The following is a 23,659-nucleotide window of genomic DNA, read 5'->3' as shown; positions in this document are numbered from 1 at the left end:
GTTGGTTGCGCTTATTTCTGAGTGTAATCGTTGAATAAGGGATGAAAATGTTCACGAAAGGCTTGCAATGGAAGCTTGAACCGCTTGTTTTCTCCTTTTAATTCCGCTGCTTTCTTTTTGAGCTTCGCGATTAATTTCTCATGTTGGTCTTCCTTGAAATGTGAATCGATCCAAGTTGAAAAGTGATCGTCCAAATTAGGCGAATCAGAAATCGGCGGTAACAAGGCATTTGCCAGCGACCTGGCTTCCAGTTGCGTACTGATTCGTTGCCGCCAATTGTCTTCACTTTCTTCGAGATAGTCGGTTTCACAAATCAGCATCAGAAAATGACTGGGTGTTGAAGTTTTTAGTTTGATGGCTTGCCACGCTACGAGTAATTCCACGAGGAAGCTGGTTTGCTTCACTTCTCGTGGTGTCATTTTTCGTACGAAGATATAATTGACTTGGGCGCTTTGTAGTTTAGATAAGATTCTTTTTCGTTCCGTCTCCATGATATCCAACTCTTTTCCCAAAAGCCGCCAAAGAAATGCCTCCGGTTGTGAGAGATTCACTTCTTGTGACTGGTTAAGAAAATCATCCGGATAAGTTTTTTTTGCGGCTTGAGTGCGCTCCCATATCAGATGCACCAATTTGTAGCGAAGACTCTCAGGCCATTCTTGTCCAGGCCCATGCACGACAAACCCCATCGTTTGACCTTTTCGTAAACAATACTCAAGCGGAATATAATTGGCCAAATGCTCAAAATGATCTTCTCGATCGATCTGAGCTAATTTATAGCTAGGATTCAATTGTTTATGGGGGATTTTCTCTTTTGGTTGAATAGTTGTATCGCCAGAATCATCCCAAAATGGCGGCTCTTTATCAGGTTTTGCCCTGACTCCGTTGATGCTCGCGCCAACATGCCTAATTAACCGCTTGCGCGCTTCTTCTACGCCGCAATTGACCAGATCTATGTAGACAATTGGACGTAACAACCCGGTCAAATCAACCTTAGCCACTCGAACGGGGATTAACAGTCTTTTCTCACCGGTCGGGTCTTGTGCAAAAGCCGCTGCCCACTCCGGCGCGGTAAATTTTGACTGCAAATAATCGGGCGATAATACCGCAATGGTTCGAACAGCCTCAGTTGCAGCATTTTGCATCTCAATGACAAAATTATCGCCAGGACCAAAATCCCAAGCTTGAATGATCGTGGTATAACCTGCCGCCTCCAATTGCCATGCTATCCATTCCGCTTTATTTTTATCGACAGCGGTATAACTAATAAAAAAATCTTTCTTTTTCTGTTGTTCCATCGCTTTTGTTCAATCACTCAATCGAATTGAAATTGAAAAGGCATGCTGCAAACCGGGGCAATGTTAACATAAGATAATTTTTCTATAAAAACCGTTATGTTTTGATAACTTGACTTTTTTGAGATCGCAGCACTTCGCTCAGAAAAACCGGTGTAATCAACAACCACCGGCTAAAGCGGGCGGTTTTAAATTCATGATAAACAATAAAAAAACTGAAATGAACCAACACGATTTGAGATTATTCGGCATGGAAGCCGCGAAAGGCCGCTGGGTGTTTGTGGTAACCGGGTTGCTGATCAATGTCTGCCTGGGATCGATTTATGCCTTCAGCATTTTCCGCAAGCCGTTGGAGAGTTTGTGGGGAATCACTTCGAGCCAGAGCGGGTATCCGTTCATGGTGTTTCTGGCGGTGTTCGCGGTTGCGATGCCGCTGGCGGGCAACCTGATCGCGCGCTGGGGACCGAGAAATACGGCGACGCTCGGCGGCTTATTGGCAGGAAGCGGATGGATCGCAGCGAGTTTTTCCGGGGATATTGTTACCTTGACTATTTTATACGGCGTCATTGGCGGCGCCGGGGTCGGTATTATGTACGGCTGCCCGATTGCGGTCGTGGCGAAATGGTTTCCTCGTTACAGCGGCTTGGCAATCGGTTTGACGGTGATGGGTTTCGGCGTGTCGGCACTGGTCATCGCGCCGCTGATGAAGGCCATGATTCTGCAGCCGGACATCGGGCTCATGCATACGTTTCTATACTTAGGCATCGTATTTACGATTGTGATTACGTTGCTGGCGCAGTTGTTACGTTTCCCACCGAATAGTTGGAACCCTGCGGCAACAAATCATCGGGTAGATGAAGCCGTAGCGCCGACTTTGAATTTAAACCGGCAAGCCATGTTAAAAACCACGAATTTCTACGCGCTGTGGGCGACGTACACCATCGGTTGCCTGGCTGGTTTAATGGCCATCGGCATCGCTTCGCCGGTGGGTACCGAAATCGCAAAACTGGAAGCAACCACCGCTGCGTTGGCTGTGTCGTTGTTCGCGTTATTTAACGGATTGGGGCGGCCGCTGTTCGGGGCTTTAACCGATAAGCTCGGTCCGAAGCGTACTGCAGTGATTTCATTCGCGATGATTCTAGGGGCATCGCTGCTGCTGTTCTTTTTCGGGCAAGACAATGCCATGCTGTACCTGTTGGTATTCTGCGTGTTGTGGATGTGCCTGGGCGGATGGCTGGCGTTGGCGCCTACTGCGACCGGCATTTTTTTCGGCAAGCAATTTTACGCGCAGAATTACGGCGTAGTGTTTACCGCCTACGGTGCCGGGGCCATTCTGGGGACTTTGCTGTCCGGCAGCATCAAGGACATCACCGGCAGCTATCTGCATGCCTTTCCGGTGGTCGCGGGGCTGGCGCTGCTTGGGATGGTGATTGCCGCGATGGGATTGAATCCCGCAAAAACCGGGCAAGCCCGTTAACAGCTCGATCCTATTCTCATACATATCGATAACAACGCATTTCGTTTTAAACCTCCCCGTGATAACCTTTGTGGAGGAATGATTAGGGAGAGCAATCGCTATGGATAAATTGGGACTTCCCATTGTTTTATTGGCGGCTTTATGGGGCGCAGTCAATACCACGCTCAGCTTCTTTCAAATCATCAACGCCAGGCGCGACATGCTGTTCGAATTGGTCGATAAATGCGGACGTTGCCCGGAGCAAACGCTCGGTCCGGTGGAAATCTATCTGACCAACCTGCTGCCGCTTGCGGTCGGAAACATCATCTTTCTCTGTCTGATCAGTTATGTGATCGTATCCATCCCGCGCCATATGAAGATAGAAAATGACGAAGAAGCCAATCGGCTGAAAAAAGCGTGCAATATCATTGCCGTATTGCCCATTTTCGGCGCAATCGCTTTTTTTGGCGGTGCTGTCTTCGATCTGACGATGCTGATCCGCGCTTTGACATGAGAAACCATCACCTGCCAAAACTCGCATTGCTGCTAGCGGTTTTAACCTTCAGCGGCTGTGCGGTCATGGATAAAAACATTCCCGTCTGGACGCAATACCAAGTCCCCGACAAAACCAGCGGACTGGAACTGGCATTCCGAAGCGTCGGCGTCGGCGAGCCGGTACTGCTGATACATGGCTTCGGCGCCAGCAGTTATAGCTGGCGGCATATCGTCGAACCGCTGGCGCAAAAAAACCGGGTCATCACCATCGACTTGAAAGGCTTCGGCGATTCACCCAAGCCGCGCGATGATGCCTATTCCGTGTACGATCAGGCCAGATTGATCCGGAACTTTATTCTCGATAACGATTTGCAGAATCTTCACATCATCGGCCATTCCTATGGCGGCGGCGTGGCATTGGCAGTATCGATCTATTTAGCGGATTCCAATCCGGGCCTGCAAAAAAGCCTGGTGCTCATTGACAGCGTTGCCTACCCGCAGGAACTGCCCGGTTTCGTAAAAATACTCGCAACTCCGATATTGGGGCCGTTGGTCACTTATGTCGTACCCAATACCTTCCAGGTAAAGGATCTTCTGCAGAAAGTGTATTTCAATGACGATCTGATTCCGCAAGAAGCCATTGATCACTATGCCAGCAATCTCGGCAAACCGAATGCCAAATACGCGCTACTGACGTCTGTGCGACAAATGCTGCCGACTGATTTGCAGCAATTCTCGGAAAACTACGCGAGCCTGACCATTCCCACCCTGATCATCTGGAGCCGGGAGGACGAAATCGTGCCGTTGGCCGTCGGCAAACGCCTACATGAAAATCTGCCGAACTCAAAACTCGTCATCATGAGCGATGTCGGTCACGCCGTGCAAGAAGAAAAACCGTCGCTGCTGTTACCGCATTTGCACAATTTCCTGGAAGCGGTATCGCACCGCACTGCAATTAACCCATAAATACGGTTTACCATATTCAGCCGACCAGCAACATTAACCTCCACCGCAGGGAGAACTTCCATCATGAGAAATTTCAGAATCCTCACCATGAATATCCAGGCTCAGGCTTGGCCCGCAGGCCCTCACAGCGATGCCGAATGGCGCGCGAAAGCGGCAGTCAAAGCGCTCGATCCCGGTAATTTTGCGTTTGACGAGCATCCCGACGTGGTGGTGTTCAATGAGGCGGATAATGAGGACGCGAAAGAGATTCTGGAAAATGGGTTAAAACATCTGTATCCGCATTACATCGTGTCGTTCAACGGCGGCAGCGGCGATCTGAACGACGGCGGGCTGGCGATATTCAGCAGATTCGAATTTCGCGAATTGCCACCGTCGGATAATAACTTTTCCAATAACCGCAGCCGATTTTATCCTTATCAAAGCGGTCTTTTTTACCCAATGAGCGCGAGCGATGACGGCTTGGCGGAAAAAGGCGTGGCCATCGTTCAAATCAGCACCGGCTTACACTTTGAAGTCGTCACCATCGCCTTGACGCACTTGCAGGCGTTTTACGACGAAGTCGGCGAACACCACGTCATCCGCTTGCGGCAATTGAAAGTCATCGAAGGCGCGCTGATCGAACTCATCGGCGCGCCGGAAGACAACGCCAATTGGGATAAGGTCATCGTGCTCGGCGATTTGAACATCCGCGGCGATACGCCTCCGTACTCCACCGATGGTTACGGCGAATGGACCAATGTATTCATCAACAACGGCGGTCCGTACAATAATTCCTCACAAGGCATTCCCTTCAGGCAAAACCAACTGATTTTCACCGAACAACTGATCGACGGCTGGCGCACGTTCATGACGCCGCCGGGCGCTTTCATGGAAGCCGATCCGGGCTTGACCAATACCAATCTGAAAGAAGGCGAACATTTGCCGGCGGGATTGAAAGAGCGGCTGGATTACATCTGCTTTCCGAAGCAACGCACCGATGCCATGGGCGAAACGCCGCGCCATCTGGTCGCGCAGCACATGCGGATTTTGCCGTCGAATTTCTCCGCGCTGGATATGGCATTCGAACGAATCCAAAGCGACCACAAAGGTATTCTGGCGCAAGTGCATTGGCAGTTTCCGTACAACACGCTGAATCAAGCCAAACTGCAAAGCGACTTTGCGCATTTTCAAGCGCCGGATTCATTGGTCAAAGTCAATATTGCCAACGACCTGAAGATCCCCTCCCCCGGCGTGTTCCAGTGGGTTTATATCCGTGAGCCGGGCACCTATACCTTCACATACTCGCCCAATCTGGAAGTCGCGTTTTATTATGAAAACGCTATGTCCACAAAAGTGGACCCGTTCAATCAAGTCAAATGGGCGGAATTAGGACTCGACCTCGATTGGTTAAACGGTCTGCAACACGAATTCCAGCTTGCCGAAACGGGCGATCAGGTCGATGTGCATAAACCGATGTTCATCCGCCTGAAAGCCACTGAAAGAGAGGATCAATTCACCGGCAACATCGCTTTTTCCTTCATCAAGCACACTGGCGAGAACCGTTTCCTCGCCATCGGCTTATTGCCGAACGACGATCCCAAAGACCCTCGCTTACCCGTGGGCCAGAAAAACGGCGCCAACGACGAATGCTGGTTCCGCGCGCCGCTGGCCGAGCAATTGTTGAGCGGCAATCCTTACTGGGTGGAGTTTTACATCCAAAACGATTTCAACCGGAAAATCCGCCTCAGTTTGTTCGAAGGCATCGCCGCCCCAGCGCCTTTTGAGCAAGTATCGAACGAAGACGCGCTCACGCTGATCGGCTATGACCGCGCCGCCGACATCCAGGATATCTACATGCTGCTGGAACGCAGCCAGATAACGGACTATGAATTCCTGGCGGGTTATCGCTACAGCATTTCCTACCTGAATCACCTGGAAATCTACAGCATTGAAGACCAAAGCGGCCTCGGCGCGGACGAGATTCACCTCACCATGACCGCCGACGACATGGCCACCAACTTCCTCGACTTCACCGATGAAGACTTCGACGACGACGAACGGCGCATGCTCAATGCTTATTACCCGAAAAATACTGCATTTAGCGACCGGCTCAACATCACCGTGTTCGAACTCGACAGCGGCGATGACGACGACGGCCCGTTCACCGCCACGATTCCCGCATTGAAGAAAGGCGAAAACAGCCGGGAATCGTCGCTCATCATCGAAGCGGAAGGTGCGGAGTATCAAATCAGTTACAAGCTGAGCCGGAATCCGAACCGGTGATAGTGCGATACATTGATCATTTTGGTGGTTTGTTCTCAGCTTGTAGGACTATCGGGATATTTTGTTTCCTGCTTGCCGATTGACGAGACTGGTGCAACGCGGTAAAAGGTTCGAATCCAGCAGGTGGAATACGGCCGGTGAATGGCACACCTGCGAGCTAGCCGCAAAGTCATTACCACGACTGTTTTTTCTGAGAGGATGAATCAATGAAAGACGAAACCATCGCGATCCACACCGGTTATCAGACCGACCCCACGACCAAAGCCGTTGCCGTTCCGATTTACCAAACCGTCGCATACGAATTCGATAACGCTCAGCATGGCGCGGATTTATTCAATCTGGCGGTGCCGGGCAATATTTATACCCGTATCATGAATCCGACCAACGATGTGCTGGAACAGCGGGTGGCCGCGCTTGAAGGCGGGGTAGCAGGGCTGGCCCTGAGTTCCGGGCAGGCAGCGATTCATTATTCGATCATCAACATTGCCGAAGTCGGCAATAACATCGTCAGCGTGCCGATGCTGTACGGCGGCACATACACGCTGTTTGCGCACATGCTGCCGAAACTCGGCATCGACGTGCGTTTTGCCAAGGACGACCGGGCCGCCAGCATGGAGCCGCTGATCGACGATAAAACCGCTGCGGTTTACTGCGAAACGCTCGGCAACCCGGCGGGCAATATCCCGGATCTGGAAGCCATTGCAGCACTGGCGCATCGTCATGGAATTCCGCTCATCGTCGACAACACCGTACCGACACCGGTGCTGATGAAACCGATCGAGTTTGGCGCGGATATCGTGGTGCATTCGCTGACCAAGTACATGGGCGGACACGGCACTTCGATCGGCGGCATCATCGTCGACTCCGGAAAATTCCCGTGGGCCGAGCACGCCAAACGTTTTCCGATGCTGAATAATCCGGAACCGGCCTACCACGGCGTCATCTATACCGAAGCGCTGGGACCGGCGGCTTATATCGGCAGGGTGCGCACGGTCGCTTTGCGCAATACCGGCTCGGCGATGTCGCCGATGAATGCGTTCTTTTTCCTGCAAGGGATTGAAACCCTGTCGCTGCGCATGGAGCGGCATACCGAAAACGCGTTGAATGTGGCGCACTACCTGGAGAAGCATCCGGGTGTCGCATGGGTCAAGTATGCCGGTTTGCCGTCGTCGGAATACTATCAACTGGCGCAGAAATACATGAAAGGCCGGCCTTCGGCATTGCTGGCGTTCGGTATCAAAGGCGGTTTCGATGCCGGCGTGAAATTCTACGACGCGCTCAAATTATTCAAGCGTCTGGTTAATATCGGCGACGCCAAATCGCTGGCAGCGCATCCGGCGTCAACCACCCACCGTCAGCTCACCGAGCCCGAACTGGCTGCGGCGGGCGTGACGGCGGATATGATCCGGTTGTGCATCGGCATCGAGCACATTAATGACATTCTGGAAGATCTGGAACAAGCCCTGGCAGCAGCCTCGTAAGCCACTTTAGATCCGATTGTTGTTAGAAAAAGCTGCATTGCGGCGGTGCTCTGTGTTAAATTCCATCTTGCTTATCGCGCGCTTTCAGTCAATTCCAAACGATGCGATGGTAGCGAGCTTTCCCGATTATTTCTGCATCACAACCTTTAAGGAGAACACTTATGGCACGAGCCAGCGCCCGTCATATTCTGGTAAAAACCGAGGAACAATGTAACAACCTGAAAGCGGAAATCGAAAACGGCGCCGACTTCGGCGCATTGGCGCAACAACATTCGCTATGCCCATCGGGCAAGCAAGGCGGTGAATTAGGAGAATTCGGCCGCGGCCAAATGGTCAAGGAATTTGACACGGTGGTATTCAGCGCACCAGTCGGTGAAGTGCAAGGACCGGTTAAAACGCAGTTTGGGTATCATTTAGTCGAAGTCACCCAACGCAACGACTAACCCGTAAAAATTCCATACCGCCCTACCTGCCGATTACGTTCGTGACCCTATCATTCCGTCATGAACGTGCGGCAGCTACCGGGCAGGCTGGAAGCATTGATACACTGCGAAACTGCGGCGGCCATCGATGATTTTAGAAACCGGAACGACGGTATCGCCTCCCATTAACGCAGCTTCGTTGCGCGCCAGATCGGCGAGCTCACCGGCAACTTTCTCGGCATCGCGGTCAAAAATGAACTGGCTGATCACCTTGGAATTCACATTGCCCATTTTTTTGCACGACTCGAGTGATTGAGCGGATTGCAGCACACGCACGCCCTCGCCTTTTCCCGTTACTTTTACCCAGGCACAAGCAGTCAGCGAGAATGCCAGTAACACCGTAACCATAAAAAACAATTTATTTTTCATCATGCGCACCTCATCGATAGTGCGCTTATTCTATCAAATCCAGGCGCTTTTCTTCCAACCGCTTTTCCATCGTTTTTTTCCGGCTTATGCCTCCAGCGCGGAGGGTGAATGCCAAATCGATTCGGGAACATGAATGAGCAGCAGATTGGTGGTGTGCGCTGCGCGGTATTCGTACAGAATATCCCGTTTACCCTCGCGATCTCCGGCAAGCTCAAGCCACAAATGGCGTAATTCGATTTCTTGCTCGTCAGGCAATGCGCTGAACAGGTCAAACGATACATAGCCATTGGTATCCGTTTCGACAGTCCCTAGGTCCTTGCTGATGGTTTCACCGGTCTTCCGGTAGATATATCCCGCGCTGACAGCCACGGTTGCCGTGGCATAGCGGTTGTTTTTCCGTATTGTTTCACCGATGAGTAAGAGTCTGAGTTTTCTCATGATTGATCGGTAATTCATGATTTATTAGGCCGACCTGCCAGTTCCGGACAATGAACGAGGTTTAATAAGTTTACCGTCATGCCGGATCGGCTCAATGTGACTTTTGTCACACTGCTTATCGAATATAAAGCATAGACTTACTGGTGTTGATCGAACATGCGTGCGATGAAGAAAGGCTGGCAAGCTGCGATTAATCGCGCAAATGGCGGATACTGGAATACGCTGCTGATCGAGCGCGGATCCAGCAATAACGGCAGCAGCCGTGCGGTATCCGGCAGTAGCCGGACATACAGATACCCGGGCATGACCACATCGCGATTGCGGGATGTATCCAGCACCGGGAGGATGCGTTCCGAGGAATCGCCGTACGCGAAAACATCGCTTTCCAGGACCGCCTCGAACGGTTCCGTAACCGTATCGAACGGGATGCGATGCCGCTCGAACAAATCCGCAAAAACGTCAGTATGCGCTTGCACGATATATGCCTTGGGCAACTGCAAGAAATCGTGCGCCGCAATGGCGCGATGATCGGCAAACTCGAGGGATTCGATCTCGCGCGTATCGCGCCGGCGCAGGTTGATCCGTGTTACCGGCGATTCGTTTCTGGGCACGTAAAAACCGTTGAGTGCTATATTCCCCTGCGGCGGAAGCTGCGCATCGCGTGCGACGGCTGACAGAATCGCCGGTTGTTGCGACTGCAATACCTGTAACAACGCTTGCAAGCAACACCATTGCTTTTCCATTCGAACCGCGATATTGCGAAATGTCGGATGATGATCGGCTTTCGGTTCCATCGGTGTTTCCAGCAAAATAGCCATCGCGCCTCGCAATCCTGCTTTGTTGCGGAAGATGCGCATCGTCAGATCGCCATGCGTGATCGGTTGCTTCGTTGAGGTGATCTCGCGGATGTAACGCTGGGCGCGCAGGCCGCGTGTCTCAACCGCTGCGATCAATGCCGGCAGCAGTTGTGATTCGGCATAGTTTTGCAAATTTTCTGAAATTGCCGGATGATTTGCGATGTCGAATTGCGCCTCGAAATCGGTCAGATAACCTTCGACTCCGAGGGTTTTGCGCTTCAACACGGCAGATTCATGCATATCCAGCACCACCGCAGGCTGATAGCGCAACACCGCAGTATCCAACGCGCAGCTCTCGGGCTGCGACAACAAAACAAAATCGCGATTGATGTTGACATCGTTGCCGTTCTTGCTGGAATCCCGCTCGCGGCCATCCGGGTTGGCGTTCGGAATAATGATGATTTCAAATTTCTCCAGCAGATGCTGCAATTCGCCCGTGAGTATGGCTCGTGCCAGATGCAGCAGGGCTTCGCAACCAGCCGCTTCCGAAGCGCCGTGTTGCGAACCGACCAGCATGACCCGTAATTTCTGCAAAGCCATGCCCGGATTTTCGGAATGATCGCTGCAACACACAGCGAGAATCTCCCGGCCATGCGCTGAATAACCGATGCGATCGAGCCGGGCAAGGCGCCCGGCAGTTGTGGCTAGCGTATGCAAAAAACCGGCGATCTCATCCGAACTCGAATAGCGTTGAAAAACGTTCTGCTCAAGAGGCGTCTTAATCAGATTCATGGCTGACCAAGCAGAATTTTCTCGGCAATGCGGTAAATAAAAAACTCTGTTTCCGGATCCACCAAACTGGCGTATTCGGGATAACGAAAAATACTGCTGATTGAGCGTGGATCCAGCAGCAATGCAGCAGCACGGCCGTTCGGCTGGAACAAATCGATAAGCAGGCTGCCGCGATCAATCGTCAGAGTCTTTTGCGTCTCCGCCAGCAGCCCGGCGCGCATCGTGCTATTGGCGGGAGCATTGAGACGCATTGCAACCACTTCGTATTCTGATGACTGCAAAACCGGCTGATAATCTATGCGATGACGATCCAGCAACGGACGAATGATATCCTGATGACGGGTAATCACCAGCATCGGCGGAAAGGCGATCTCATCAGCGTTTATTTGGTGCCGGTGATCTGGAAAATCAAGCTGCTGAAGCTGGCCGTTATCAAGCCGCCGCATTGGAATCGATGTGAGTGGCTGCGCCTGATTCAACGCATAACCGGCATACAACGTTAACGATTCTCGATGCAACGCGGCACGGGCCATCGCCGTTTTTGCTTGAATCTCGGCACGCTGCTCATGCGCCAGCGTCAGGAACGAACGTAAGCATAATAATTGCCGTGCGACACGCTGAGCAATATTGCGGTATGTTGGAAAAACTTGTTCGCGCGAATCCAGCTTGGTTTCGACCAGCAGCGACAGCGCACCCGACATCGCCGCGGCATTGCGGAAATTGCGCAAGGTTAGTCCACCGTTGGTGATCGGCTGTTTAATACGAGTGATCTCCCCGATGTAGCGATGCGACGGCAATCCGCCGTCTGTTACCCGGCCGATTAATGCCGGCAAAAAAGTATTCAAGGCATAATCCCGCAATACCGCCGGTACTGCCGGATTATTGCTGATTTCAAATTGCGCGTCGAAGTCGGTCAGATAGCCTTCGGTGGCAAGCGTTTCCCGCTTCAATACCGCCGATTCATGGGAATCGAGCAATACATCGGGCGCGTAACGCGCCACTGCGTCTTTCAGAATGCGGGTTTCGGGTTGCGTGAGCAATACGAAATCGGTATTGATGTTGACGCGGTTAGCATTCGACCGCCTCCCCAAGTCCCGTCCATCTGGATTGGCATTGGGCAACAAAATCACATCCATTTCCTCCAGCAGCGGCCGCAGATATCCATCTGCCAGTTCCCGCGCGATTATCAGCATCGCTTCGCCACCCCCGGGTTCTGCGGCGCCATGTTGCGAACCGACAATCATGACCGTGAGCCGCTTTACCGAATCATCGCGGCGCGGCGCGGAAAATCGTATGACTTCGATCGGGCGATCCAGAACGCTGCGACCGATCGACTCCACACGCACCAGTTCCGGATAACGCTCGGCCAGCGCATGAATATAGCGGCTGATTTCGTTCGACGTGCTGATTCTGGCGTAGCGTACCGCTTCCAGCGGTGTTTCAATCGGGACAACCTGCCCGCTGCACAATGCGCTGTAAGTAACTGTAATAAATAATAATATTTTAACTATCAGCCAATGCATGCTGGCAACCCGGTGAGTGTGATGATTCGATGGACAGGACAACCATCCTGTTACGTGTCCTACTCTTTTACTTAAACTGTAGTAACTAAGTACTAGTAAAAAAAGTAATAATTTCCCATTCCTTTCAACCAGCTTTGCGTTTATCGTACACACAACTGTTTCAAGCATCTTTTTAAGCAGTACTCATAACAATAAGCAGCAAAGCAACAAGGTTTAATAAAGCTGTAGAGGGCAATTTCTCGTAACCGCGGAACTGATTAACACTGCAATTGCATGAGCATTATGGCAGAAACCAGTCACCCGCTGGGTTGGTGAAATCAACATATCTCGTTGTAACTAATTGGAGACTTTATTATGCGTATTGTATCGATTCTTGCACTACTTGCTTTAACAAGCGGTTCCGCGACTGCGGCTGTTTACCAGATTGGCGACAATGACGGCTATGGCGCGGCTATTTGCGATAACTGCTCGCACACCTTTGACGGGTTCAGCGCCGATCATGACGGCCGCAGCGCTGCGGAAAAACTTGCGACCGACGGCGCGCAATATACCGACACCTATAGCACCACGCACCCAGGTTTTAGCCCGCATGGATTGGAAACCGTCGCCACATTCCATTTCAGCGGATTAGGCACGCACTGGACATCCGGTAAACTGGAAATCGATTTGGCGGATTTTCAGGCTTCCGAATTTGGCGCCGTTGCCGCGGCGTTTAACGGTATTTCTCAGGACTTCGCATTCGACGATGGTTACACAAAAACCGCGGTTCACTCTTTTGTGCTGAACGATGCCGTGCTTAATTCGATCAATGCGACCGGTGAGCTGATTATCACCATCGACCGCAACAATTCCAGCGATTTTTATGGCATCGATTACCTGAAATTGACCGACTTGACCGAGCCGGTAATGTTTATGCCGCCGAGGATAGAAACGGTTGCTTTGCCGGTCCCGGAACCTGAAACTTATTTGATGCTGCTCGCCGGATTGGCATTATTGAGCTTCACCTACCGCCGCAATATCAAACCGATCGGTTTAACGGTTTAACCTGATCAACTCGAAGTAGCCAAATAAAGACCCGCTTCGGCGGGTTTTTGTTTTGGCGCTTTACCGCAACGTTGCGATCGATAGGGCGCAAATCGTCGCTGTGCTACAATTTCTTCCGTAACAGACGGTTGAAAAACATTTTCGAGGCAGCCGATACAAGGCAAAACAGGCGAAAAAGCCCATTTTATACGGTATAAATGAGCATTTTGAGCTTGTTTTTAACACCGTAGCGGCAACGCAGATAGTTTTTCAACAGCCTGGTAAACAGCGTCAATCCGATCATTCGCATCACCTCAACGATTCCATCCAATAAAGGACAGCTATGAAAATCGTCTGCGTTGCTTTGTTCGCTCTTGTCTTATCCGCCTGTATTTCCCAACCTTTGGAAGCACCGCCGCCACCCGCATATGTAAAAGCGGTACCCGACGATTGGGAGCAAGCTTTCCGCAACAAAACCCAGGAGAAATCGGCTTATCTGCAGTCGCAGCAGGTCGCGTACGACTGGTTCGGCAATTTTGCCTTCAGTGAAACCGATGGCATCCCTTATATCGCGTTGAAACTCATACCGAAGCTAGCGCCGGAGCTCTGGGGCAGCGCTGAAAACTTTCTCGACGCGGTAGGCTTGTTCATCGACGAGCGGCAACCCGCGTATCCGGTTGCGCGCGGGATCGGCTTTAGCGGCTTATCGCGTGTCGATGCCAACAGCAATATCGACTACGCGTCGTTTACCTGCGGCGCTTGTCATATCGGCCGGGTGCGGCTGGAAAACGGTCAGATCGATTATCTCGACGGCGGCGTAAATACGACTTTCAATATCGTATCGTTCCGCGTCAAGCTCTACCAAACCTTGCAACAAGCTTACGGCGGCAAAACCGGCGACGACAGATACCAAGCGCTGACGCAAAAACTGCTGGCGGCCTTGGACGAAACACATCAACAGAATCCGCATTATTTTTACAACAACTTCCAATCCGCCACCCGGCATTTTGATGCGAATTACGAAGCTGCCCAGATCGCCTTGTTCAAGAAAAATGCCGAGCAAACGATCAAGCAATTCGCGCAGCGCGTCGAAGCCGAATACGATGGTTTCGGCGCCTTGATCGCTAAAAACTATGCCGGCTTCGAGCAACCGATGCTGGCCGGCTTTCCCGGCATGGCCGACGCCACCGGGTTGAGCGCGGTCAACGGATATATCGGCGCACGCAAGAGCCCGATTCTAAAATGGTTTGCCGGACTTTCGCTGCCGCCGGAACCCGGCATTACCGATTTCATGTCGGTATGGGAGCAGGACAAGCGCCGCGCCAGTTGGGATGAAAACCATAAGCGGCTGATCAACGGCGGCGGCCAATGGAACGGCAACGTGCCGATTCCGGTGTACCGCAATCTGATTGCCATGCTAACGCTCGGGCTGGAGCAAACCGATGTGCGCGTCGCGGCTTTCGCCTCAGAACTGCTTAACGGTTTACCGGCAAGCCCGTATCCGTTCGCGGTTGACGTTGCACTTGCTAAGAAGGGACAAGCCTTATTCGCCGAACACTGCGCCGATTGCCACCAGCCGAAAAACGGGAAAGTTTATGACAACCTCGGCACCAGCATGAAACGCGCCAATGTGGTCGGCGCGCTGCTGAACTATGCGGCGCGCAAGGAGTTGTATGACAGTTGTTCGCCCGACACCACGGTGCAGTTAGAAGGCAAGGATGTCAAACCCTGCGCCGAATTCGACGGCGTGTCGATGGCCGGTAAAAAAGATTTATTGATGTCGCCGAACAACGAGCACCACGGCTACAACGCCCGGCCGTTGAATGGTGTATGGGCGCAAGCGCCGTATTTGCACAACGGCACGGTACCGACGATCTACCACTTGCTGGTGCCGGACGAACGCCCGGCGAGCTTTGTCAAAAGCCGTCTCGATTACGATGCGAAACTGCTCGGCTTTGCCTGGGAATCGCAACAAACCGCCATGCAGCAAGAAGGCTATCCGTTCCAGGCCAATGCCATCCCGGCGCTGAGCAATAAAGGGCATGATAAAGACATCGTGGAAGGCAAAAAAACCTACCGTCTCAACTGGTCGAACGATAAGGAAGGCGCATTTGCCATCATCGAATACTTGAAAACCTTATAACCTTCAATCACTCAATCAAGGAGCTACCATGACCCATCCCGTGATTCAGCCTTATCTGATGTTCGGCGGGCGCTGCGAGGAAGCGCTGGAATTCTACCGCACCGCGCTGGGCGCGCAGATCGACATGCTGATGCGCTTCCAAGAAAGCCCCGATCCGCCACCACCCGGCATGCTGCCACCCGGTTTTGAAAACAAGATCATGCACGCCAGCTTCCGCATCGCCGGCAATGTGCTGATGGCGTCGGATGGATGCGAACCCGGTTCGCCATTCAAAGGTTTCTCGCTGTCGATTTCGGTCGCCACCGAAGCGGAAGCCGAGCGTTACTTTGCCGCGTTGTCCGACGGCGGCCAGGTGCAAATGCCGTTGGCGAAAACTTTCTGGTCGCCCAAGTTCGGCATGCTGACCGACCACTTCGGCATCAGTTGGATGGTCAACGTCGTCACCACCGAATGCAACGGATGATAGTCCGCATCCCAATCATCGGCATCGCTGCGGCGATAGGATTGACGGTTAGCGGTTGCACCGCGCAGCAGCTCTACTCCACCGGCCAATCGTGGCAGCGCAACGAATGCACCCGGATGCTGGATCAACTGGAGCGCGAGCGCTGCCTGTCGAACGCCAACACGCCGTATGAAGCGTATAAAAAGCAATCCGGTGCCGCCGATACCCGGAAGTGATCCGCTCATGAATCCCGAACAACCCGGCAAGCTCACCTTTGAAACCGCCGCGCAGCACGCCAGCCAGCAAGTGCCGGTTTTCCCGCCGTCGCGCCGCGCCGATGAAGTTCGGCAACAACTGGCGGGGCAGCAATACGAAAGCGCCAGCCTGGTGATCGTTTGCGAACAGCAAAAATTTCTCGGCGTAGTGCGCATCGAGGCTCTGTTGGCCGCTCCTGCCGGTGTCACGCTGAACGATCTGATGGATCGCGAGGCACCCGTTGTCGCGCCGGGAATCGATCAGGAAGTCGCCGCCTGGCATGCCGTGCGCAACGAAGAATCCGCCTTGACCGTGGTGGATCGGGATGGCAATTTCGCCGGTGTGATTCCGCCGCACCGGCTGCTCGCGGTATTGCTGTCGGAACACGAGGAAGACTTGTCGCGCCTGGGCGGTTTTACCAAAAGCACGCATGTCGCCCGCACCACCAGCGAGGAACCGGTCGAACGGCGCTTCCGCCATCGTATTCCCTGGCTTATCGTCGGACTCGGCGGCGCCCTGCTCGCCGCGGATTTCGTCGGTTGGTTCGAATCGCAGCTCGAGCACACGGTGATGTTGGCGTTCTTCATCCCGGGTATCGTCTACCTGGCGGATGCGGTCGGCACGCAAACCGAAACCGTCGTCGTGCGTGGACTGTCGGTCGGCGTCAGCATGCAGCGGATGGTTAAGCGCGAGTTATTGACCGGCCTCGCCATCGGCTTTGCGCTCGCAGTGGTCGCCGGGCCGTTGGTATGGTGGCGCTGGGAGCAAGCAGATGTGGCGCTGTGCGTCGGATTATCGGTATTCGCCGCATGTTCCACCGCCACCGTGGCAGCGATGACGCTGCCCTCCTTGCTCGACCGCTTCGGACTCGACCCCGCCTTCGGCAGCGGCCCGCTCGCCACGGTGATCCAAGACCTGCTATCGATCCTGATTTATTTCGGCATCGCCAGCGTGGTAGTGCAGTGACAGGCTATTAACTCAACCAACTCGCGCGCCGTGAACTTCGAACAATTAAGTGAACAACAAATCCTGACGATTGCCGAGCCGATCATGAACAATCTGATGGACGCTTCGACGCACCGCGACCATGCCCGACATGTCCGCGACTTCACCGACCGGCTGAAAGCCATCGTCACGCCGGATTACTTCGAATGCATCTGCCAGCAGTATCAGACGGAAAAAGGCTTTTTCACCACCCGCACCCCCGTTGCCGTCTTCCGCCGCCCGGGCTCGGCAGCGATCATCTGGAAACAATCGTTCACGAAAGCACCCGGTGAATTCGTCGCGGAAATGGTGCTGGTGTATCGAGACGGCCGGTATTGGATTGACCATGTGATGGTGTTTTGAAATCTGCAAGAACATCGTTCATTGTGGATCTAACGAAGTCTGTTATGATAAAAGCTAATTCGAACGATCCCTATGAAACATAAGGACATCCTATGACACGTGCAGTAATAGACCTCATTTTTGACGTAATGGATTGCGTCATTTCGGATGTCTAATTGTAGTTAGGCTTCTTTGAAAAACCGTGGGACCCATAACACTCTTTGACAAATCCTTCCTGCAATCGCTCTCGGTTGACGAGTCAGTGTGGTTTGACCACTTCTTTCTTCCCGTCGTTTCACCACTGTTCTTCGTAGAGACACTTGCAGATCTAGCAAAGCAGCGCAAGGGCGCATCGCGCACTCCTGAGGATGAAGTTCGCGTCATCGCAGACAAAACACCAGTTCTATCCGGTACTCCTTGCGTCCACCACGCACAACTTTGCATCGCAAACCTCTTGGGCCAAGAAGCACCTCACCTGGGTCAGGTTCCAGTGGCAGGGGGACGCCCAGTTCGGGGTGCTGGCGGTAAACCAGGTGTTGTCTTTGAGAACCCGCCTGAGGCTGAGGCCTTCGCGCGGTGGCAGCGCGGTCAGTTCCACGAGATTGAGCATGACATCGCTTCCAATTGGCGCGCAATGCTCTCCGAACTAAACCTACCGGAAATTGCTCAGCGCATGCGCACCTTGGGCATCAACTCACAGACTTGCCGAAGTATCAAAGAGGCATATGGAATTGCTGCAGAGCTTGTTCACTCGCGCCGTGAACCAGAACAACAAGTCGGCCTGCTATTCTCGTTCGTACAGATCCCGCAGCATCTATGGGCGCCAATCGTGCACCGTTGGTCCCAAGCGGGATTTCCACCGCTCGCCGAATACGCCAGTTACGCCGCACACGTATTGATGGTCGAGATCTTTTTTCAGATCGCGCTAGCAGCCAATCTCATATCGGCAGAGCGCCCTTCCAATCGCGCTGACATTGCATATCTCTTCTACCTGCCGTTTTGTCACGTCTTCGTATCTGGCGACAAACTGCACAGACTCTGCGCCCCGGAGTTTCTACGAAAGGAACAAGACTTTGTTTGGGCGCCAGAACTCAAGGGCGACTTGGCTCGGATCAATCGCGAGTTGATGGTAACCTCCGAACTGGAGCGTCAAGTCGGGTTGCACAAGCTTGCTCCTCGGCCGCCCTGCAACTCGTCCAATATTGTTGTCGCCCTTTGGGCAAAACACACCCCATGCTCAGCCGAAGAAGATGTGGAGAAACCGCCTATGTCATCTGAAACCGAACGCAAGCTTGTCGAGCATCTAAAATCGTTTGCAAAGGCGCCTACCGATCTGGAAATGGCGAGCATCTCGATCGATGAATTGCATAGCGTCGCCGTTGAACGGCTTGTGCCGGCAAGAAAGGGCAGCTGGTGGCTCATCCCGAAGAAAGTCGCAGATGCTGAAGGATGCGAAGAGGCCTAACTTGAATTTTAGGAAATCGCTGCCATTGACTGCGAAACTCAAGCAAAGTGTGCATCGGCTCGATGCAGAAACTTTTGCTTTGTATCTTGCTGTGCGCCACCCCGACACGCCATGGTACGCGAAGCTTCTCGTTGCATTAGTTATTGCATCTTTTCAAGCAATTGAAATTGACAACATTTAGCTTAGCCTCAATCTAAGTAAATGATTCTATAACGAATTCCGGAAAATCACATTGCAGCTTAAAACCCATTTCATCCTGAAAGCTTGCGGATAAGCTCTAATGATGTCCAGGCAGACCACGGCGGCCTCCATGACCATGACCTTTACTGAGTATGACCACCGCCGCGATGATCCCGGCGGTCACGATGACGACTGCCGCTGTGGCTGCGATGGTTCCCCAGTCGATGACTTTTTTATAGAGCGGGTAGTCGTCCCGCCAGCGGATGCGTTGCCAGATTTCTTCGGGCGTGAGTAAATAGGGCCGACCGAGTGTATCGCGCGTGACCACGACTTCGCGGTCTTCGCGGACATCGATGGATTGCGTAGTATCTCCAAGCAGCACCACATCAACGGTGCCGCTGATCACCGTGACTTTCGTTTGATGCTCCGTGACTTGCAGATGCAGGATGGCGTTACTGGCGTCTATGCGGGCATGCGGCGTTTCTATTTGTTGCCGGCAATCGGCTGTATCCGCATAGGCATTGCCGGCATTGAAATCGTCGATTTCAATTATGCAGACCGGGCCAGCCGCTTCGAACTCCACGCGCGCGCTGCTTTGCGGCCCGGTGTTTATCCGGGAATGGTTCGCCAACTTTGCGGAGACATCGACCGGCGTACCGTTACGTAAAGCACTCTCCCCCGCTGCAAATACCAAACCGATCGCGGCCTTGTCTACCTGATTGGGGTTGTGAAAACGCGCACTGGAATTCTCGTCTTGCTCCCAGAACCCGCCGTTACCGGTCGCATTCCGATCGTCGATGGGTACGGTTTTACAAGCACCGAGCAATAACATGGCTAGCAGCAGTATCAACACGATTGCGCGGCTCGATAAATTCAGCTCAGCGGTTTTTAATGCTGGATTGGAAATCGACCCAGCTTTTCTTTGTTTGCCGGGGAATGATCCGGTGGTGATGACGCTCATGATGCTTCTCCTTGTGGTTATTTTTTCCAAGCAGATGCGGATGAGTCACTGTAATGCGGTCTGGGTGAACCGGGACTGAATGATGGCGGGGGATAATCTTTTGATTTTTCTGAGCAATGCCGGAACCGGTTTTTCAGGAATGACCAAGGGGAGTCAGTATGCTGCCAACAGTAGCAGCGGAATTATGCGGCTTTGCCGCTCGTAGGATGCTTTAGGGTTCTTAGGTTGTGGAAACTACACGCACAACGCTTCGGTCAACGACTTTACTTCAGCGGCTGAGTCTTTCAGGATCTCGCTGAGTGTGTCTTCGTCGGTTATTACATCGAGGTCTGCGATTGCATTCGTGCCCGATAAGTTGGAAGGCAATACAAAGGGCGATTTAACGGGCGCCAGTTGATTGGCGATCAGTAGCGTGTCTCCGAGCGTATCCGGCGGGAATGATAAGTAACCGCGCCACAGGTAAACGATGTCGTCGATCACCGATTGCGGCACCGACAGCGCTCTGAGAATCGCGGTGCCAATCGTGATTTCACAGTCAAGCTCGCTTTCGTCTTCCAGGTCTTCGTCGGCGTTCCACGAGCTGGCCAAGCTGTCGTCGATTAATCCAGGGAAATATTTTTCACGCGCCAGCAAATAGAACCAGCTAATCTCATGAATCATGCCGGCAAACAGCGCGGTTTCCGGGTCCTTGCGGGTAACGCGGCGGGCGATGACTTGCGCCAGCGCGGCAACATACGCGGAATGTTTCCATAGTTGCTCGGCTTGCTCGCTTCTTCCCTGCGGTCCGGTCAATTGCTGCACGGCTATGACCGTGGCCAAGTTGCGCACGGTGCGCATGCCGATCAATGTGACGGCCGAACGCACATCGGTGACTTTTTTCCCTGAGCGGTTAAATACTGCGGAATTGGCTATCGCCACCACCTTGGTCGACAGCAGTGGTTCAGCTTGTATCAGCCGGATCACGGTATCGAGACTGCAATCAGGATCTTCCAGTTTTTCCTTGATTTTAATCGCGGCATGGGTCGAGGTCGGGAAAATCAAGCGTCCTTGCTCCACTTCCGTTGCCAACGCACTTAATATTGCGCTTTTTTCCATGCAAATTTCCCTTTCCCCGTTGCCGCCAGCATCCGGTCAATTTTTGATGAATCTAAGCTTATGTCAAAGCTGTCAAGAGTAATTTCTCAATAAAAGCAAGGAATAGTGGCTATTTCTTCGATTGTTTTGTAATTCCATGTAGTGGCGCTATGGTTCCCGAATTTACGTTGCGGTGGAGAATCTTTGGGCGCACGGCCAATTAAAGTTTGGCCGGTTTGCGTCGTAAGAACAGCAGCAGCGATGCCACTGTAGCGATCAAGCGCTTAAAAAATTAAAACTCACTGGAAAACGTTATGAAAATTCTTGTTCACTTCAAGTCTGGATTCAAGCAAACATTTATCGTCCCCAAAAGTATGCTGGCACTCGAATTCCGCAACATGGCCAAAGAAATTGGCGGTGCGATTGAAAGCATCGAATTTTCATTACCTTCCCGTAGCCAATCAAATTATGCGAGTAACGAATATCGCAACGGAGTTCTGCGCTTGCCTGATAAACACTAGAAACCGCCAGAGCCCCCCGGACTCGATTCGATTAAAATGGAATATCGTCTTCCATATCGTCAAAACCGCTGGGGCTCTTCGTCGAAGAAGGTCGGCTCGGAACTGCGTTATCTTCTTCGTGATCAGGCGACGATTCAAAACTACCGCTGCCGGGCCGGTTACCCAACATCTTCATATCAGTCGCAATAATATCCGTGGTATAACGCTCCATCCCGTTCTTATCCGTCCACTTCCGGGTTTCCAGACGACCTTCGACATAAACCGAGCGCCCTTTTTTTAAGTACTCCCCGGCAATTTCAGCCAGCTTGCGATAAAAAGTCACGCGGTGCCATTCGGTTTTTTCCTGTTTCTCGCCGTTTTTGTCTTTCCAGGTATCGGTCGTTGCCAATGTAATATTGGTCACCGCGTCACCATTCGACATGTAACGGGTTTCCGGGTCTTTGCCCAAGTTACCGATGAGTATCACTTTATTGACAGAAGCCATCTATGTTTCCTCCCCAAGCAATTGAATCACCTTTTCTTCGTCGAAGCCTTTCATATCCACTTTTAAATAAGCCACCCGCTCATTCACCAGCACCAGTGCCTCAAAAACACCGGGTATCGCCGCCAGGCGGCGCGATAGCTCTTTGGATTGGTCGAAATCCATTTCCTGTACCGGATACATTCTGGAGCGCACCGCAGCGGGTGCTTTCATGGTCATCGCCAATGCCAGCCACACCACCAGCAACAGCCCGCAAAATGCATACAAGGCGCTGCTGCCGTATTCTCCGTATAAGTAACCACCAGCCGCCGCACCGGCAAAAGCACCCAGGAATTGCGTGCTGCTGTAGACTCCGATCGCCGTTCCCTTGGCGCCGACTGGTGCTATTTTTGAAATCAGCGAAGGTAAGCTGGCTTCCAATAAATTGAAAGCTGCAAAAAAAACCAGTAACGCCAATGCCGTTCCCCAAATCGACTCACTGTTCAGTGCAAGCAGCAGCTGTCCCAGTAACAAAACACCAATCGCCGCAACAAACACTTGTTTCAACTTGGCTTTCTTCTCTGAATAAATAATCGCCGGGATGATCAGCACAATCGACAGCAGCAACACCGGAAGATAAATTTGCCAGTGATTGTCCGCCGCCATGCCCGCTTGACGCAGTGTCAGCGGCACTACCAGCCAGAGCGCCATCAATACCGCATGCAACGCAAAAATACCGTAGTTTAGCCGCAATAACTGCGTATCGCGCAAGACACTGCGGAAATTAGCGGGTGAGGCTTCGGTATCGGAATGGAACCGGCTGATCGCCGGATCGGGAATGATTTTTTTGACGACGATCATGGCTAATAGCGCCAAAAATCCAGTCATCGCAAAAATGCCCGGCACGCCAATCCACTGATTTAACACCGGCGCAGCGATCAACGAAATGGCAAACACCACGCCGATGGTCATGCCGATCGTCGCCATCGCCTTGGTGCGATGCTCTTCCCGGGTAAGGTCCGCCGCCAATGCCATCACGGCTGCCGAAATCGCCCCGGCTCCCTGAATGACCCGGCCGATGATAACCCAATAAATATTGGTCGCAAATGCGGCAATGAAGCTGCCGATGATAAATAAAATCAGACCCAGATAAATCACCGGCTTGCGTCCGATTCGATCCGACAGCCAGCCGAATGGAATTTGCAAAATCGCTTGCGTCAAACCATAAGCGCCGAGCGCAATACCGACTAAGGTGTAATTATCTCCGCCAGGCAGGTCTTCGGCGTAAAAAGCAAATACCGGTAAAATAATAAACAACCCCAACATGCGCAACCCATACACACCGGCTAAGCCGATCGTCGCGCGCACTTCCGTTGGGGACATTTTTTCAGATGAAGATGAAGCAGACATGAATCAGGTTGTGATATTCCTAAAAAGTTGGGTATATTAACAGGTT

General features: G+C 52.5%; 24 protein-coding genes. 15 read left to right on the top strand and 9 right to left on the bottom strand.

From position 1 onward, the window contains the following. Positions 1 to 11 precede the first annotated feature (11 nt). The gene (locus ACV7NC_RS00530) at positions 12 to 1,295 is read right to left on the bottom strand and encodes a toll/interleukin-1 receptor domain-containing protein (RefSeq protein ID WP_458153466.1); all 1,284 of its coding nucleotides are present in this window, start codon (positions 1,293 to 1,295) and stop codon (positions 12 to 14) included. A gap of 217 nt (positions 1,296 to 1,512) precedes the next feature. Between ACV7NC_RS00530 and ACV7NC_RS00525 the strand changes: the two genes are divergently transcribed. From ACV7NC_RS00525 to ACV7NC_RS00500, 6 genes are all read left to right on the top strand, one after another. Continuing rightward, on the top strand, positions 1,513 to 2,769 hold the full coding sequence (locus ACV7NC_RS00525) for an L-lactate MFS transporter (RefSeq protein WP_458153465.1): 1,257 nt from the start codon (positions 1,513 to 1,515) through the stop codon (positions 2,767 to 2,769). Between the two features lie 100 nt (positions 2,770 to 2,869). Next, on the top strand, positions 2,870 to 3,262 hold the full coding sequence (locus ACV7NC_RS00520) for a hypothetical protein (protein WP_458153463.1): 393 nt from the start codon (positions 2,870 to 2,872) through the stop codon (positions 3,260 to 3,262). After that, the gene (locus ACV7NC_RS00515; RefSeq protein ID WP_458153462.1) at positions 3,259 to 4,209 is read left to right on the top strand and encodes an alpha/beta fold hydrolase; all 951 of its coding nucleotides are present in this window, start codon (positions 3,259 to 3,261) and stop codon (positions 4,207 to 4,209) included. The genes ACV7NC_RS00520 and ACV7NC_RS00515 overlap by 4 nt, the downstream gene beginning before the upstream one ends. A gap of 63 nt (positions 4,210 to 4,272) precedes the next feature. Continuing rightward, the gene (locus tag ACV7NC_RS00510) at positions 4,273 to 6,471 is read left to right on the top strand and encodes an endonuclease/exonuclease/phosphatase family protein (protein WP_458153461.1); all 2,199 of its coding nucleotides are present in this window, start codon (positions 4,273 to 4,275) and stop codon (positions 6,469 to 6,471) included. A 206-nt stretch (positions 6,472 to 6,677) separates the two neighbouring features. After that, positions 6,678 to 7,952 (top strand): O-acetylhomoserine aminocarboxypropyltransferase/cysteine synthase family protein, encoded by a 1,275-nt coding sequence (locus tag ACV7NC_RS00505; protein WP_458153460.1) that lies wholly within the window; start codon positions 6,678 to 6,680, stop codon positions 7,950 to 7,952. Between the two features lie 161 nt (positions 7,953 to 8,113). Continuing rightward, positions 8,114 to 8,395, top strand: a complete 282-nt coding sequence (locus ACV7NC_RS00500; protein WP_458153459.1) for a peptidylprolyl isomerase — start codon at positions 8,114 to 8,116, stop codon at positions 8,393 to 8,395. 75 nt (positions 8,396 to 8,470) lie between these two features. Here ACV7NC_RS00500 and ACV7NC_RS00495 read toward each other — a convergent pair whose 3' ends face one another. From ACV7NC_RS00495 to ACV7NC_RS00480, 4 genes are all read right to left on the bottom strand, one after another. After that, positions 8,471 to 8,806 (bottom strand): DUF4156 domain-containing protein, encoded by a 336-nt coding sequence (locus ACV7NC_RS00495; protein WP_458153457.1) that lies wholly within the window; start codon positions 8,804 to 8,806, stop codon positions 8,471 to 8,473. A gap of 81 nt (positions 8,807 to 8,887) precedes the next feature. Beyond that, entirely contained in the window at positions 8,888 to 9,241 is a 354-nt protein-coding gene (locus ACV7NC_RS00490) for a hypothetical protein (RefSeq protein WP_458153455.1), read from the bottom strand. Positions 9,242 to 9,378: 137 nt separating this feature from the next. After that, a complete protein-coding gene (locus tag ACV7NC_RS00485) occupies positions 9,379 to 10,830 on the bottom strand; it encodes a M14 family zinc carboxypeptidase (RefSeq protein ID WP_458153454.1) in 1,452 nt (483 codons plus the stop codon). Then, positions 10,827 to 12,353, bottom strand: coding sequence for a M14 family metallopeptidase (locus tag ACV7NC_RS00480; RefSeq protein ID WP_458153452.1), 1,527 nt, complete (start codon positions 12,351 to 12,353; stop codon positions 10,827 to 10,829). Before ACV7NC_RS00480 ends, ACV7NC_RS00485 begins: the two co-directional genes overlap by 4 nt. 354 nt (positions 12,354 to 12,707) lie before the next feature. Here ACV7NC_RS00480 and ACV7NC_RS00475 point away from each other — a divergent pair, with 354 nt between their 5' ends. From ACV7NC_RS00475 to ACV7NC_RS00440, 8 genes are all read left to right on the top strand, one after another. After that, positions 12,708 to 13,397, top strand: a complete 690-nt coding sequence (locus ACV7NC_RS00475; protein WP_458153451.1) for a PEP-CTERM sorting domain-containing protein — start codon at positions 12,708 to 12,710, stop codon at positions 13,395 to 13,397. Between the two features lie 322 nt (positions 13,398 to 13,719). Beyond that, positions 13,720 to 15,519 (top strand): c-type cytochrome, encoded by a 1,800-nt coding sequence (locus ACV7NC_RS00470; RefSeq protein ID WP_458153450.1) that lies wholly within the window; start codon positions 13,720 to 13,722, stop codon positions 15,517 to 15,519. A gap of 28 nt (positions 15,520 to 15,547) precedes the next feature. After that, positions 15,548 to 15,982: a VOC family protein gene (locus ACV7NC_RS00465; RefSeq protein WP_458153449.1), complete on the top strand. Its 435-nt coding sequence runs from the start codon at positions 15,548 to 15,550 to the stop codon at positions 15,980 to 15,982. Continuing rightward, positions 15,970 to 16,197: a hypothetical protein gene (locus tag ACV7NC_RS00460; RefSeq protein ID WP_458153448.1), complete on the top strand. Its 228-nt coding sequence runs from the start codon at positions 15,970 to 15,972 to the stop codon at positions 16,195 to 16,197. The genes ACV7NC_RS00465 and ACV7NC_RS00460 overlap by 13 nt, the downstream gene beginning before the upstream one ends. Continuing rightward, the gene (locus ACV7NC_RS00455) at positions 16,151 to 17,182 is read left to right on the top strand and encodes a magnesium transporter (RefSeq protein WP_458153446.1); all 1,032 of its coding nucleotides are present in this window, start codon (positions 16,151 to 16,153) and stop codon (positions 17,180 to 17,182) included. Before ACV7NC_RS00460 ends, ACV7NC_RS00455 begins: the two co-directional genes overlap by 47 nt. A 30-nt stretch (positions 17,183 to 17,212) precedes the next feature. Then, complete coding sequence (locus ACV7NC_RS00450) at positions 17,213 to 17,563, top strand: hypothetical protein (protein ID WP_458153444.1); 351 nt, start codon at positions 17,213 to 17,215, stop codon at positions 17,561 to 17,563. A gap of 181 nt (positions 17,564 to 17,744) precedes the next feature. Further along, positions 17,745 to 19,007 carry a hypothetical protein gene (locus ACV7NC_RS00445; RefSeq protein ID WP_458153443.1) on the top strand — a complete coding sequence of 421 codons (1,263 nt, stop codon included), beginning with the start codon at positions 17,745 to 17,747 and terminating at the stop codon, positions 19,005 to 19,007. A 1-nt stretch (position 19,008) separates the two neighbouring features. Beyond that, complete coding sequence (locus ACV7NC_RS00440) at positions 19,009 to 19,188, top strand: hypothetical protein (protein ID WP_458153442.1); 180 nt, start codon at positions 19,009 to 19,011, stop codon at positions 19,186 to 19,188. A gap of 96 nt (positions 19,189 to 19,284) precedes the next feature. Here the strand turns inward: ACV7NC_RS00440 and ACV7NC_RS00435 are convergent, their stop codons facing one another. Together ACV7NC_RS00435 and ACV7NC_RS00430 are read right to left on the bottom strand one after the other, a co-directional pair. Then, on the bottom strand, positions 19,285 to 20,148 hold the full coding sequence (locus tag ACV7NC_RS00435; RefSeq protein ID WP_458153441.1) for a hypothetical protein: 864 nt from the start codon (positions 20,146 to 20,148) through the stop codon (positions 19,285 to 19,287). Positions 20,149 to 20,382: 234 nt separating this feature from the next. After that, the gene (locus tag ACV7NC_RS00430; protein WP_458153440.1) at positions 20,383 to 21,243 is read right to left on the bottom strand and encodes an HDOD domain-containing protein; all 861 of its coding nucleotides are present in this window, start codon (positions 21,241 to 21,243) and stop codon (positions 20,383 to 20,385) included. 293 nt (positions 21,244 to 21,536) lie between these two features. Here ACV7NC_RS00430 and ACV7NC_RS00425 point away from each other — a divergent pair, with 293 nt between their 5' ends. Then, positions 21,537 to 21,743 (top strand): hypothetical protein, encoded by a 207-nt coding sequence (locus ACV7NC_RS00425; RefSeq protein ID WP_458153439.1) that lies wholly within the window; start codon positions 21,537 to 21,539, stop codon positions 21,741 to 21,743. A 31-nt stretch (positions 21,744 to 21,774) separates the two neighbouring features. Here ACV7NC_RS00425 and ssb read toward each other — a convergent pair whose 3' ends face one another. Together ssb and ACV7NC_RS00415 are read right to left on the bottom strand one after the other, a co-directional pair. Then, entirely contained in the window at positions 21,775 to 22,227 is a 453-nt protein-coding gene (gene ssb, locus ACV7NC_RS00420) for a single-stranded DNA-binding protein (RefSeq protein ID WP_458153438.1), read from the bottom strand. Beyond that, entirely contained in the window at positions 22,228 to 23,613 is a 1,386-nt protein-coding gene (locus ACV7NC_RS00415; protein ID WP_458153436.1) for an MFS transporter, read from the bottom strand. Positions 23,614 to 23,659: the final 46 nt, after the last annotated feature.

The sequence above is a fragment of the Nitrosomonas limosa genome (genome assembly GCF_054188085.1).
This window is presented reverse-complemented; position numbering and strand designations above follow the sequence as displayed.

Excerpts from the sequence above, each read along its gene's own strand:
- ACV7NC_RS00530 (WP_458153466.1), bottom strand. The coding sequence starts at position 1,295 with ATGGAACAACAGAAAAAGAAAGATTTTTTTATTAGTTATACCGCTGTC.
- ACV7NC_RS00460 (WP_458153448.1), top strand. The coding sequence starts at position 15,970 with ATGCAACGGATGATAGTCCGCATCCCAATCATCGGCATCGCTGCGGCG.
- ACV7NC_RS00475 (WP_458153451.1), top strand. The coding sequence starts at position 12,708 with ATGCGTATTGTATCGATTCTTGCACTACTTGCTTTAACAAGCGGTTCC.
- ACV7NC_RS00525 (WP_458153465.1), top strand. The coding sequence starts at position 1,513 with ATGAACCAACACGATTTGAGATTATTCGGCATGGAAGCCGCGAAAGGC.
- ACV7NC_RS00425 (WP_458153439.1), top strand. The coding sequence starts at position 21,537 with ATGAAAATTCTTGTTCACTTCAAGTCTGGATTCAAGCAAACATTTATC.
- ACV7NC_RS00495 (WP_458153457.1), bottom strand. The coding sequence starts at position 8,806 with ATGATGAAAAATAAATTGTTTTTTATGGTTACGGTGTTACTGGCATTC.
- ACV7NC_RS00415 (WP_458153436.1), bottom strand. The coding sequence starts at position 23,613 with ATGTCTGCTTCATCTTCATCTGAAAAAATGTCCCCAACGGAAGTGCGC.
- ACV7NC_RS00515 (WP_458153462.1), top strand. The coding sequence starts at position 3,259 with ATGAGAAACCATCACCTGCCAAAACTCGCATTGCTGCTAGCGGTTTTA.
- ACV7NC_RS00480 (WP_458153452.1), bottom strand. The coding sequence starts at position 12,353 with ATGCATTGGCTGATAGTTAAAATATTATTATTTATTACAGTTACTTAC.
- ssb (WP_458153438.1), bottom strand. The coding sequence starts at position 22,227 with ATGGCTTCTGTCAATAAAGTGATACTCATCGGTAACTTGGGCAAAGAC.
- ACV7NC_RS00485 (WP_458153454.1), bottom strand. The coding sequence starts at position 10,830 with ATGAATCTGATTAAGACGCCTCTTGAGCAGAACGTTTTTCAACGCTAT.
- ACV7NC_RS00505 (WP_458153460.1), top strand. The coding sequence starts at position 6,678 with ATGAAAGACGAAACCATCGCGATCCACACCGGTTATCAGACCGACCCC.
- ACV7NC_RS00500 (WP_458153459.1), top strand. The coding sequence starts at position 8,114 with ATGGCACGAGCCAGCGCCCGTCATATTCTGGTAAAAACCGAGGAACAA.
- ACV7NC_RS00430 (WP_458153440.1), bottom strand. The coding sequence starts at position 21,243 with ATGGAAAAAAGCGCAATATTAAGTGCGTTGGCAACGGAAGTGGAGCAA.
- ACV7NC_RS00465 (WP_458153449.1), top strand. The coding sequence starts at position 15,548 with ATGACCCATCCCGTGATTCAGCCTTATCTGATGTTCGGCGGGCGCTGC.
- ACV7NC_RS00490 (WP_458153455.1), bottom strand. The coding sequence starts at position 9,241 with ATGAGAAAACTCAGACTCTTACTCATCGGTGAAACAATACGGAAAAAC.
- ACV7NC_RS00435 (WP_458153441.1), bottom strand. The coding sequence starts at position 20,148 with ATGAGCGTCATCACCACCGGATCATTCCCCGGCAAACAAAGAAAAGCT.
- ACV7NC_RS00520 (WP_458153463.1), top strand. The coding sequence starts at position 2,870 with ATGGATAAATTGGGACTTCCCATTGTTTTATTGGCGGCTTTATGGGGC.
- ACV7NC_RS00470 (WP_458153450.1), top strand. The coding sequence starts at position 13,720 with ATGAAAATCGTCTGCGTTGCTTTGTTCGCTCTTGTCTTATCCGCCTGT.
- ACV7NC_RS00510 (WP_458153461.1), top strand. The coding sequence starts at position 4,273 with ATGAGAAATTTCAGAATCCTCACCATGAATATCCAGGCTCAGGCTTGG.
- ACV7NC_RS00455 (WP_458153446.1), top strand. The coding sequence starts at position 16,151 with ATGAAGCGTATAAAAAGCAATCCGGTGCCGCCGATACCCGGAAGTGAT.